Source organism: Thauera aminoaromatica S2 (genome assembly GCF_000310185.1).
GTDB classification, from domain to species: Bacteria; Pseudomonadota; Gammaproteobacteria; order Burkholderiales; family Rhodocyclaceae; genus Thauera; species Thauera aminoaromatica.
Genome location: NZ_AMXD01000117.1, coordinates 1 through 11,645, shown reverse-complemented (window position 1 = coordinate 11,645; position 11,645 = coordinate 1). Strand labels below are relative to the sequence as shown.

The following is an 11,645-nucleotide window of genomic DNA, read 5'->3' as shown; positions in this document are numbered from 1 at the left end:
TCCGCCGCATCGCGGCGGAGGGCCGGTCATCCGCGGCGGCAGCCTCGGCGGCCTGGGCGGCGGCAGGCTCGGGGGTGGCGGGTTCCGTTCCGGCGGCGGAGGCAGTTTCGGTGGCGGCGGCGCCTCGGGGAGCTGGTGATGGAGACACTGCGCAGGCTCCTGCGCCACCTCTGGCTCGACGCCGACGACGCCCGTCGCGCACTCGGCGAGGCGGCGCTCGACCGCCTGGAAGCGCGTGTTCGCTCAAGCGAGACCGGCCACACCGGGCAGATCTGCCTGTGCGTCGAGGCCAGCCTGCCGCCGAGCTACCTCTGGCGCCACCTCGCGCGCCGCGAGGCGCTCGCGAGCGTAATCCGCGACCGCGCGATCACGCTGTTCGGCAAGCAGCGCGTGTGGGACACCGAGGACAACAACGGCGTGCTGGTCTATCTGCTGCTCGCCGAGCACCGCATCGAGATCGTCGCGGATCGTGCGCTCGCACGCCAGCTCGAACCCGCCGCCTGGCAGGCACTGGTCGATCGCCTCGCCACGCCCTGCCGCGAAGCGCGCTTCGAGGACGCGCTCGCGGCCGCGGTGGATTGCCTGGACCAGCTGCTGCGCGCGGCTTTCCGCGGGGCGGGCGCCACCGGCCTTGCGAGCGGTGGCGGTCTCTCCGACCGCCCGGTGCTGCGCTGAAGCGACCGAAGCTGTTGCAGCGCAGCATCATACGCACCCGTCACGCCGTCGAAGCACCGGATGCGCCGCGGAGCCGCAAGCGAGCTGTGCTATTGTGGAAGCCGGGATGGTGAAGTCGGTGAGGATGTGCCGGCCCGAGAACAACAAGGGACACCGTCCCGAGGGCGCCAAGCCCGGAAAAAGTCAGACAACCGATACGTGCGAGTGGAGAGGAGCCTATGGCCAGCAAACAGGAACAGTTGAACGAACTTCAGAAGAAGAACCTCGAGGCGGCGATGCGCCTGGCCCAGATGTCGATCGAGAACTCGCAGCGCATCATGGAGATCCAGGTCACCACGGCCAAGCGTCTGTTCGAGGAAGGCGTGCAGAACGCCAAGGCCCTCTCGGCCGCGAAGGACCCGCAGGGCGCGATGGAAATGCGCGCGAGCTACGCGCAGCGCACCACCGAAGAGATGCTCGCGTGCGCACGCCAGATTGCCGAGATCACCGCTGCCACCCAGGCCGAGTTCGGCCGGCTGGTGGGGGAGCAGCTGAGCTCGGGCAGCACCGACATGTTCGAAGCCATGCAGAAGATGTTCACCGGCATGCCGATCGCCGATCAGAACGCGCTGGGCGCGATGCAGACCGCGATGGACACCACCCGTGCGGCCTTCGAACAGATGACGCGCGCCTCCACCCAGGCCTTCCAGGCCTTCACCCAGCAGGGTGGCAAGGGTCGTCGCTGAACGCCTCCGCCTCGTGTGGCGGGCCGTTCCCGCTGCGATTGAAAACGGCGCCTTGCGGCGCCGTTTTATTTGATCCGCATCCCGCAAGAACCCGCAAAGGGCGGCCTCCCCGGCCGTCCTCGCCCCCTCAGCGCCGCAGCTCGATGTCGTCCCAGTCCTCGCCCTCGCCCGCGGGGACCTGCGCACCGGAGGCGGCCCAGCGCGCAGCGGCCGAGTCGTCACTCTCGCGCGCATCGACCCAACGCGCGCCCTGCGGCGTCTCCTCGCACTTCCAGAACGGGGCCCGCGTCTTCAGGTAGTCCATGATGAACTCGCAGGCGGCGAAGGCCTCGCCACGATGCGCGCTCGTCACGCCGACGAAGACGATGCGGTCGGCGGGCTCCAGGCGGCCGTAGCGGTGGATGACGCGCACGGAGAGCAGCGACCAGCGCGCCTTCGCCTGCTCGACGATCTCCTCGAGCGCGCGCTCGGTCATGCCCGGGTAGTGCTCCAGCGTCATCGCGCGCACGCCGCTGCCGTCGTTGGCGTCGCGCACCAGGCCGACGAAGCTCGCCACCGCGCCGACGTCGCGCCGTCCCTCGCCGAGGCGCGCGATCTCGCCCCCGACGTCGAAGTCCTCGTGCTGGACGCTGACCTCGGCGGCGTCCTGCGCTCTCGCTTCCACCATCGTCAGCCTCCGGTCACCGGCGGAAAGAAGGCGACCTCGTCGCCGGCATCGAGCGACGCATCGGCGCCCGCCATCTTCTGGTTGAGCGCCGCGCGCACGTTGCGCCCGGCCGCCAGCGCCTGCCAGCCCTCGCCGCGCGCGGCCAGGTGGCTGCGCAAGGCCCCCACCGTGCCGACGCCGGCGGGCAGGTCCAGCTCCTCGCCGGCGCACCCCACAGCCTCGCGCAGGCTCGCGAAATACAGAATCTTCACCTTGCTCGTCATGTCCGTCTCGTTCCCTTGATTGCCCGTCCGCGTCCGCTCGTCCCCATCCGCGCCTCAGTGCAGCAGGTCGCCGTAGGGCAGGAAGCGCACCGTCTCGCCGCACGCGATCACCGTGCCGGCCGGGATGTCGACCAGGCCGTTGGCCCACACGGTGGACTCGAGCGCCGCCGAGCCCTGGTTGGCGAAGAGTTCCACCCCGCCCTGCGCGTTCATGCGCGCGCGCAGGAACTCACGCCGGCGGTCGGGCCGCGGCCAGTCGAAGTCGGCGCGCAACTGCATCGACGCCGGAGCGACCTCGCTCACTCCCTGGGTGGCGAGCAGGAAGGGCCGCACCATCAACAGGAAGGTCACGAAGCTCGACACCGGGTTGCCCGGCAGACCGATGAAGGCGGCACCATGCACCCGCCCGTAGGCCAGCGGCTTGCCCGGCTTCATCGCGATCTTCCACATGTCCAGGCTGCCCTCGGCCTCGACCGCCGACTTGACGTGGTCTTCCTCGCCCACCGACACGCCGCCGCTGGTGAGGATGAGATCGTGTCCCTCGGCCGCGCGGCGCAGCACCTCGCGGGTGGCGTCGAAGCGGTCGGGCACGATGCCGAAGTCCTCGACCTCGCAGCCTAGCCCGGCGAGCAGGCCGCGCAGCAGGTACCGGTTGGAGTTGTAGATGCCGCCGGGCGGCAGGGGCTCGCCCGGCATCACCAGCTCGGAGCCGGTCGAGAAGACGGCGACCTTGACGCGCCGATGCACCGGCAGCCGCGCCAGACCCACCGAGGCGGCGAGCGCGACCGCCTGCGGGCTCAGGCGCAGCCCGGCGGGCAGCACGCGCGCGCCGCGGGCGACATCCTCGCCCATGCGACGCACCGCCTCGCCGGCACGCGGCACCGTGTTGACCACCACCTCGTCGCCGGCGTGCTCGCACAGCTCCTGCATCACCACGGTATCCGCGCCGGGGGGCAGCGGCGCGCCGGTGAAGATGCGCGCGGCGGTGCCGGGGGCGAGCTCGTGGCCGACGCTGCCGGCGGGGATGCGCTGGCTCACCGGCAGGCGGGTTCCGGCCACCGGCACGTCGACGGCGCGCAGGGCGTAGCCGTCCATGCCGGAGTTGTCCATCGGCGGCTGGTCGATGGTGGAATGCTGATCGACCGCGAGCACGCGGCCGGCGGCGAACAGGGTGTCCACCTCCTCCACCTCGCGCACCGGGCGGACGAAGCCGAGCAGCTTCTCGTAGGCCTCGTCGAAGGAAAGCATGTCGGGGTTCATCGGTTCTTGAAGTAGTCCAGGATGAAGTCGGCGACCACGGCGGGCTCGTCGAGCGGCAGACGCGGCAGCGGACAGTCGATCTCGCCGTTGGTGGCGACCGCGACCACGTGCGGGTTCTCGGGCCACAGCGGCGGCTTGCCGTGCGAGGGGCGGTGGATCTCGATCTTGGGTACCGCCGCCGCCTTGTAGCCTTCGATCAGCACCAGGTCGCAGGGTTCGAGCAGGCGCAGCTGCTCGTCCAGCGTGGGCTCGGGGGCGCCGCGCAGCTCGTGCATCAGCACCCAGCGGTCGTTCGACAGCATCAGCACCTGCATCGCGCCGGCCTCGCGGTGGCGCCACGAGTCCTTGCCCGGCTTGTCGAGGTCGAAGCCGTGGTGGGCGTGCTTGATCACCGACACGCGCAGACCGCGCGCGGTGAATTCGGGGATCAGCTTTTCGACCAGGGTGGTCTTGCCGGAGCCGGACCAGCCGGCGAAACCGAAGACTTTCATCGAGACTCGCCCCACGGCGTGATATGAGCAGGGCCGAAGGATACAACAGAGCGCCGCTGCCCACCCTTGACCCAGCTCAGCCGCCCTGCCGCGGCGGCGGCAGGCTCTCGAGGAAGGCGACCGCGTCGGCTTCGGCGCGCGTGCGGCGCATGGGCGGCAGGCTGCGCCAGACGACCTTGCCGTAGGACTTGTCGATCATGCGCGGGTCGCAGATGCACAGCACGCCGCGGTCGCGCTCGCTGCGGATCAGGCGCCCGGCGCCCTGCTTCATGTTGATCACGGTCTTGGGCAGCTGGTGATGCACGAAGGGGCTCAGGCCCTGCTTCTGCATGTGCTCGACGCGCGCCGCCAGCACCGGGTCGTCGGGCGGCGCGAAGGGCAGCTTGTCGATCACCACCAGCGAGAGCGCGTCGCCCGGCACGTCGACGCCCTCCCAGAAGCTCTGGCTCGCCACCAGCACCGCGTTGCCCAGGCGGCGGAAGCGCTCGAGCAGCTCGGTGCGCGAACCCTCGCCCTGCAGCAGCACCGGCAGCGCGTCACCGCTCTGCGCAAGCCCGTCGAGGATCAGCTCGTGGATGCGGCGCATCGCACGCAGCGAGGTGCACAGCACGAAGGCGCGCCCTCTTGCGGCGCGGATCAGCGGCAGCGCGACCTTCGCGACACGCTCGGTGTAGTCGGGCGAGTTGGGCTCGGGCATGCCGGCCGGCGCGTACAGCAGCGCCTGCTCGGCGTAGTCGAAGGGGCTGCCCCACACCGCGGTGAGCGGCGGCGGGTCCATCCAGGCCAGGCCCAGCTCGCGGCAGTAGTGACCGAAGTCGGCCTTGCCCACCGCCAGTGTCGCCGAGGTGAAGATCCACGCGCGCGGGTGGCCTTCGAGCTGGCGCTTGAACACGTCCGACACGTGCAGGGGGGTGGCATTGAGCGCGAGCGACTGGGTGAAGACCTCGACCCAGCGGATCAGCTCCTTGTCTTCGGGCTTGCGCCAGCTCGCCAGGCGGTCGGACATCTCCTCGGTGCGGCGCAGGCAGTTGCCCAGGCCCTCGGAGCGCTCGGCCTGGGTGGCGAGGACCGCGTGGAAGTCGGCGAGCGCCTTCTCCAGCGCCTCGACCATGGCGTCGAAGTTCTCATGCTCGGCGGCCTGCGCGGCGGAGAGCCGCGCGCTCTCCGGCCCGAACACCAGGCGCAGGTCGCGTGCGGCCTTTTCCAGGTTGCGGGTCTGGTCGATCATCGCCACGCAGTCGCGCGCCGCGGCCACGGTCTCGGAGCGCGTATCGCGCGCCAGCTCCAGCACCTGGGCGGTGGACACGCTGTCGCCGAAGAACAGGCTCGCGGTCTCGGGGAGCTGGTGGGCCTCGTCGAAGATCACCGCGTTGCACGCCGGCAGCAGCTCGCCCATGCCCTCGTCGCGCAACATCACGTCGGCGAAGAAGAGGTGGTGATTGACCACCACCACGTCGGCCTCCATCGCGTTGCGCCGCGCCTGCATCACGAAGCACTCGTCCTTGTGCGGGCAGTCCTGGCCGAGGCAGTTGTCGCGTGTCGAGGTCGCGGCGAGCCAGGCCAGCGAGTCCTCGCGCACGTCGGTGCATTCGGCCTTGTCGCCGGTCTGCGTGAGCCTGGCGAAGCGCGTGATCGCGCGCAGGTCTGCGGCGTCCTGCGCGGTGAGGAAGCGGCCGTCGCGCGCGTTGCGCTCGAGGTGGTAGTGGCAGACGTAGTTGGCGCGCCCCTTCAGCAGCGCGATCGTCACCGGCACCTTCAACGCGGCGCGCACGGTGGGCAGGTCGCGGTTGAAGAGCTGGTCCTGCAGCGTCTTGGTGCCGGTGGAGATGATGGCCTTGCCCCCGGCCAGCAGCGCCGGCACCAGGTAGGCGAAGGTCTTGCCGGTGCCGGTGCCGGCCTCCGCCACCAGCACGCGGTTCTCGCGCAGCGCCTCGGCGATCTTCTGCGCCATCTCGATCTGCTGCGGACGGGCACGAAAACCGGGGATCGCGGCGGCGAGCGGGCCGTCGTCGGCGAAGATCGGGGCGGGGTCGGACATGATGCGTCGTGGGCTTCCGGGGCAAGCTGTACATTATCCCAGTTTCGGTGCAACTAGCCTATTCGCTTGCCGCGCCCACGAGGCTCCACGGCCCGCTCGGGCGATCGCGGCACGCCCCGGGTCCGGTCGACGGCAACACCACTGCAACATCTCCAGCCGATAGTCCACAGCCTTTGCCAGCGACAGAACGGCGATCACCCCGAATGGCCCCATGAGGGGACGGACGCCAGCCCACGCATGCGAACTGGCGCCTGCTTTCCCGAAAACGCGCATTCCGGTGGCGTCCCATGCCCTGCGCCGAACGACAGACGACCTGTCGCTGCGATCCCGTCGCGCGCGCCGGACATCGCGCCTGCGGTCTTCACCAGTGTCCCCGCTCCTGCCGATGCCGACGTATTCCCGCCGCCACACCGCCGCCCTCCGCTCCCTGCCGAACACCCTGCCCACGCTCGCCTGGCTGCTCGCGCTGACCTCTTGCGCCTGGGTGGCGGCGGAGCTGTTCTGGCAACTTGCGGCGCCCGCGCCGGTGGCTGCGGTTGCGCGCCACGAGACCGACGCCCGCAAGGTGGCCGCACGCATCGGCCTGCATGTGGGTCGTGCCGCACCGGTCGCCGACAAGGCCCCGATGCGCGCGGCAGGCCCGGATGCACGCTACACGGTCACCGGCATCGCCACCGGCTTCGGCGCCCTGCCCGGCTTCGCGATCCTGCAGGCCGAGGACGGCTCCAGCCTCAGCCTGAGCCCCGGCCAGGCCCTGCCCGATGGCCGCAGGCTCGTCCGCCTACTGCCCGAGGCCGCCGAATTCGAGCTCGATGGCCGCCGCAGCACGCTCGCCCTGCCCGCGCGCGCCAGCGAGCGCGGCGAGTCCTCCCGCCCACCCACGCCCGTCGCCGATGGCGGGCCCAGACGCGATCCCCGATGACCCGCCTTTCCACCCTCCGACCGCTTCCTCGTTCCTTCCCCGCGCGGGGCCGAGCCGTGTTGCGCAATGCGCTGCGCGCGCTCGCCATTGCCGCGCTCGGCCTCGGCTCGTGCCTCGTGCACGCCGCGGGCGAGCCGGTGGCGCTCAACTTCCAGAACGCCGAGATCGACGCGGTGATCCAGGCGATCGGACGCATCTCGGGGCGCAACTTTCTCATCGATCCACGCGTCAAGGGCAAGATCAACCTCGTCACCAACACCCCCGTGGCCCCGGAGCTGACCTACCAGATCCTGCTGTCGGCGCTGCGCCTGCAGGGCTACGCGGCGATCGAGGAGTCGGGCGTGACCAAGCTCGTGCCCGAGGCCGACGCCAAGCTGCACGGCGTGCCGGTGGTCAGTGGCCGTCCGGGCGCGGGCGCAGCGCGCGGCGACCGCCTGGTGACCCAGGTGTTCGCGCTGCGCCATGAATCCGCGGTGCATATGGTCAACGTGGTGCGCCCGCTGGTCTCGGCCAACAACGCGGTCACCGCCTTCCCCGGCAACAACACCCTGGTGGTCACCGACTACGCCGAGAACCTGCGCCGGCTGGCAACCGTGATCGACTCGATCGACACGCCGCAGGGCGACGTCGCGGTGCTGCAGCTGCAGCACGCGATGGCCAACGACCTTGCCCCGGTGCTCGTCCGCCTGCTCGCCGAGCAGCAGACCGGTGGCCAGAACGCGGGCGGGCTCGCACCGCCGCAGATCGTCGCCGAACCCAACAGCAACAGCCTGCTGGTGCGTGCCGACACGCCGAGCCGCCTGGCCGCGCTGCGCCAGCTCGTCACCGCGCTCGACCGTCCGGGCGCGGGCGGCGACATTCGCGTGGTGTATCTGCGCAACGCCGACGCCGTCCAGGTCGCCGCGACGCTCAATGCCGCGCTCGCCGGGGAGGGCGGCACGAGCGACGCTGCAAGCACGCAGCCGCTGTCGCGCAACAGCGGCGGCGGCAGTGGCTTCGGCACGGACAGTTCCGCCCCGTCCGGAATGGGCGTCGCCAGCGCCCCCCTGCGCGGCACCGGCTCCACCTCCGGCAGCGCAGCAGGCGGTCTTTCCTCCGCCACGCGCGGCGGCATGGTGCAGCCGGACGCGGTGAACAACGCGCTGATCATCACCGCGCCCGACGCCGTCTACCGCAACCTGCGCGCGGTCATCGACCAGCTCGACCGCCGCCGTGCGCAGGTCTACATCGAGGCGCTGATCGCCGAGATCTCCACCGAGCGCGCCGCCGAGTTCGGCTTCCAGTGGGTCGCCGGCGCCTCGGCGGGCGAGGTCGGCGTACTCGGCGCGCAGCTCTTCAACAGCGGCGGCGGCAACCTCGGCCAGCTCATCGCCGGCAGCGCCGACCGGACCAGGCTGACGCTGCCGAACAATGGCCTCAACCTGGTGGTGGGCGGCGGCAAGGTCAACGTGCCCGGCATCGGCGAAGTGCTTAGCCTGGGCGTGCTGGCCCGTTTCCTCGAGAACGAGGTCAGCGCCAACATCCTGTCCACGCCCAACCTCATCACCCTCGACAACGAGGAGGCGCGCATCGTCGTCGGTCGCAACCTGCCCTTCGTCACCGGCCAGTACGCCAACACCGGCGGCGGCACCACGCCCGCCAACCCCTTCCAGACCATCGAGCGCCGCGATGTCGGCCTCACCCTGCACGTCAAGCCGCAGATCTCCGAGGGCGGCGCGATCCGCCTGCAGATCTACCAGGAGGCCTCGGCCGTGGTGGGCAGCGCCGAGAGCGCCGCCGCCGGCAACTCGGTGACCACGAAGCGCTCGATCGAGTCCATGGTGCTGGTCGACGACGGCGCCATCCTCGCCCTCGGCGGACTGGTCGAGGACAGCTACAGCGGCGGCGAGGAGAAGGTGCCGGTGCTCGGCGACCTCCCCTTCGCCGGCAGCCTGTTCCGCTACGACACGCGCAAGCGCGCCAAGACCAACCTGGTGGTGTTCCTGCGCCCGGTGATCCTGCGCGACCGCGAAAGCTACGCCGCGCTCACCGACAGCCGCTACGACTACGTGATCGGCCGCCGCGACCAGCTGCCCTCGGGCGCCAATCTGCTGCGCGACCCGCCGCCGGGCGAGCCGGCGCCGGTGGTCGACCTCGCCTTCCGCCCCTTGCAGCCCGCCGTGACGCCGGCGGCCCCGCGCTGATGGGTTTCGAGCTGCCCTACGGCTTCGCGCGCGACCACGGCGTGCTGGTCGCGGCCCTCGGCGCCGAACACGCCGAGGTGCTGGTGCGCGAGGACGTTCGCCCGCAAGCGCTCGCCGAAGTGCGCCGCAGCCTCGGCCTGCCCCTGCGCCTGCAGCGCGTGCCGCGCGCGCTCTTCGACGCCCGCCTCGCCGAGGCCTACGGCGGCGCCGGCGACAGTGCGGCGGAGATCGTCGCCGACGTCGGTCAGGAGGTCGACCTCGATCGCCTGATGACCGAGCTGCCCGCGGTCGAGGACCTGCTCGACACCCAGGACGACGCGCCGATCATCCGCCTGATCAACGCCTTGCTCACCCAGGCGGTGCGCGACGGCGCCTCGGACGTGCACATCGAGCCCTACGAGCGCGAGTCGGTGGTGCGCCTGCGCCGCGACGGCGTGCTGCGCGACATCGCCCGACCGCGCCGCGGCCTGCACGCGGCGATGGCCTCGCGCATCAAGATCATGGCGCAGCTCGACATCGCCGAGAAACGCCTGCCCCAGGACGGCCGCATCACCCTGCGCCTGGCCGGGCGGGCGGTCGATGTGCGCGTGTCCACCGTACCGACCACCCACGGCGAACGCCTGGTGCTGCGCCTGCTCGACAAGCAGGCCGGGCAGATCGGCCTCGACGGCCTCGGCATGGCGCCCGACACCAGCGCCGTGTTCGCCGACCTGCTCGCCCGGCCGCACGGCATCCTGCTCGTCACCGGCCCCACCGGCTCGGGCAAGACGACCACGCTGTACGCGGCGCTGCAAAGCCTGGATGCCGGCCGCCTCAACATCGTCACGGTCGAGGATCCGGTGGAATTCGATCTGCCCGGGGTCGGCCAGATCCCGGTCAACCCGCGCATCGAGCTCGACTTCGCGCGCGCGCTGCGCGCCATCCTGCGCCAGGACCCGGACGTGATCATGATCGGCGAGATCCGCGACCTCGAGACCGCGCAGATCGCCATCCAGGCCAGCCTCACCGGCCACCTCGTGCTCGCCACCCTGCACACCAACGACAGCGCGGCCGCGCTCACCCGCCTGGTGGACATGGGCATCGAGCCCTTCCTGCTCGCCTCCACACTGCGCGGCGTGCTCGCCCAGCGCCTGGTGCGCAAGCTCTGTCCCGACTGCCGCCAGCCCGCCGCGCCCGCCAGCACGACGCGGGGCTGGGAAGCCGGCCAGTGCGCGCACTGCGGCCACAGCGGCTACCGCGGGCGTGCCGGCATCTACGAGCTGCTGGTGGTCGACGAGGGCCTGCGCCGCCTGATCCACGACGGCGCCGACGAGGACCGCCTGCGCGCCCACGCGCGCGCCGCCGGCATGCACAGCCTGCACGAGGACGGCCTGCGCCACGTCGCCAGCGGGCTGACCAGCGCCGCCGAGCTGCAGCGCGTGATCCGCGCCTGAGCCATTTGTCATGAGCGCCTTCCGCTATCGCGCCTTCGACCTCCAGGGCACGCCGAGCACCGGCGTGATCGAGGCCGACTCGGGCCGCGCCGCACGCAGCGCGCTGCGCGAGCGCGGCCTGCATCCGGTCGAGGTCATCGACCTCGGCCAGCAGGCCCGCGCTGCCGCCGATCGCCCGGGCTGGCTCGCACGCGTGCAGGCGCGCCGCCGCCTGCCGGTGAGCGAGCTCGCGCTGCTGTCGCGCCAGTGGGCGACCCTGCTCGCCGCCGGGCTCACGGTCGAGCACGCGCTGTCGGCGCTGATCGAGCAGGCCGAGAGCGAGCGCGTGCACGACACCCTGGCGGCGATCCGCTCCGACGTCATCTCCGGCCACAGCCTGCGCATCGCGCTCGACCGCCACAGCGGCGCCTTCCCGCCGATCTACCGCGCGGCGATCGCCGCCGGCGAGCAGTCCGGGGAGCTCGCCGCGGTGATGAACCAGCTCGCCGACCACCTCGAACGCGGCGCCGACCTGCAGAGGAAGACGATGCAGGCGCTGATCTACCCGGCCCTCGTGGCGATAGTGGCGCTGCTGGTGGTGACCGGGCTGATGGTCTTCGTGGTGCCGCAGGTGGTGGGCGTGTTCGCGCACAGCAAGCAGGCCCTGCCGCTGCTCACCCGCATCATGATCGGGGTGTCGAACTTCATCCGCGACTGGGGCTGGCTCGCGCTCGCCGCGGGTGCCGCCGCCCTGCTCGGCGCGCTCGCGCTGTTGCGCGACGAGCGCATCCGCCACGCCTTCGACCGCCGCCTGCTCGCGCTGCCTGTGCTCGGCCGCCACCTGCGCAGCCTGGACGCCACCCGCTTCGCGAGCACGCTCGCCATCCTGGTCGGCAGCGGCGTACCGCTGCTCGCCGCGCTCGACGCCGCCGGCCGCGTGGTGCAGCGCCTGCCGATCCGCGCCGCGGTGCGCGAAGCCGCCGAGCAGGTGCGCGAAGGGCGGCCGCTG

11 protein-coding genes are annotated in these 11,645 nt (G+C 71.6%); 6 read left to right on the top strand and 5 right to left on the bottom strand.

The annotated features are described in order from the left end of the window. The first annotated feature begins 138 nt into the window (after positions 1–138). Positions 139–675, top strand: a complete 537-nt coding sequence (locus tag C665_RS15085; protein ID WP_004321069.1) for a TPM domain-containing protein — start codon at positions 139–141, stop codon at positions 673–675. 218 nt (positions 676–893) lie between these two features. Beyond that, positions 894–1,400, top strand: a complete 507-nt coding sequence (locus C665_RS15080; RefSeq protein WP_004321068.1) for a phasin family protein — start codon at positions 894–896, stop codon at positions 1,398–1,400. Between the two features lie 127 nt (positions 1,401–1,527). Here the strand turns inward: C665_RS15080 and moaE are convergent, their stop codons facing one another. The 5 genes from moaE to yoaA all read right to left on the bottom strand — a co-directional run bounded on the left by moaE (position 1,528) and on the right by yoaA (position 6,119). Further along, positions 1,528–2,067 carry a molybdopterin synthase catalytic subunit MoaE gene (moaE, locus tag C665_RS15075; RefSeq protein WP_004321067.1) on the bottom strand — a complete coding sequence of 180 codons (540 nt, stop codon included), beginning with the start codon at positions 2,065–2,067 and terminating at the stop codon, positions 1,528–1,530. 2 nt (positions 2,068–2,069) lie between these two features. Further along, positions 2,070–2,330 (bottom strand): molybdopterin converting factor subunit 1, encoded by a 261-nt coding sequence (gene moaD, locus C665_RS15070; RefSeq protein WP_004321066.1) that lies wholly within the window; start codon positions 2,328–2,330, stop codon positions 2,070–2,072. Between the two features lie 54 nt (positions 2,331–2,384). Further along, the gene (locus C665_RS15065) at positions 2,385–3,590 is read right to left on the bottom strand and encodes a molybdopterin molybdotransferase MoeA (protein WP_004321065.1); all 1,206 of its coding nucleotides are present in this window, start codon (positions 3,588–3,590) and stop codon (positions 2,385–2,387) included. Continuing rightward, positions 3,587–4,081 carry a molybdopterin-guanine dinucleotide biosynthesis protein B gene (gene mobB, locus C665_RS15060; RefSeq protein WP_004321064.1) on the bottom strand — a complete coding sequence of 165 codons (495 nt, stop codon included), beginning with the start codon at positions 4,079–4,081 and terminating at the stop codon, positions 3,587–3,589. The genes C665_RS15065 and mobB overlap by 4 nt, the downstream gene beginning before the upstream one ends. Positions 4,082–4,157: 76 nt before the next feature. Then, positions 4,158–6,119, bottom strand: coding sequence for a DNA repair helicase YoaA (gene yoaA / locus C665_RS15055; RefSeq protein WP_004321063.1), 1,962 nt, complete (start codon positions 6,117–6,119; stop codon positions 4,158–4,160). Positions 6,120–6,486: 367 nt separating this feature from the next. Here yoaA and C665_RS15050 point away from each other — a divergent pair, with 367 nt between their 5' ends. The 4 genes from C665_RS15050 to C665_RS15035 form a co-directional block, all read left to right on the top strand. Next, positions 6,487–7,041, top strand: coding sequence for a type II secretion system protein N (locus C665_RS15050; RefSeq protein ID WP_245537182.1), 555 nt, complete (start codon positions 6,487–6,489; stop codon positions 7,039–7,041). Further along, on the top strand, positions 7,038–9,224 hold the full coding sequence (gspD, locus tag C665_RS15045; protein WP_012585542.1) for a type II secretion system secretin GspD: 2,187 nt from the start codon (positions 7,038–7,040) through the stop codon (positions 9,222–9,224). Before C665_RS15050 ends, gspD begins: the two co-directional genes overlap by 4 nt. Beyond that, positions 9,224–10,657 (top strand): type II secretion system ATPase GspE, encoded by a 1,434-nt coding sequence (gene gspE, locus C665_RS15040; RefSeq protein ID WP_004321060.1) that lies wholly within the window; start codon positions 9,224–9,226, stop codon positions 10,655–10,657. Before gspD ends, gspE begins: the two co-directional genes overlap by 1 nt. Positions 10,658–10,667: 10 nt before the next feature. After that, positions 10,668–11,645 (top strand): type II secretion system F family protein (locus C665_RS15035; RefSeq protein ID WP_004321059.1); only part of this gene is annotated, 978 nt, incomplete at its 3' end.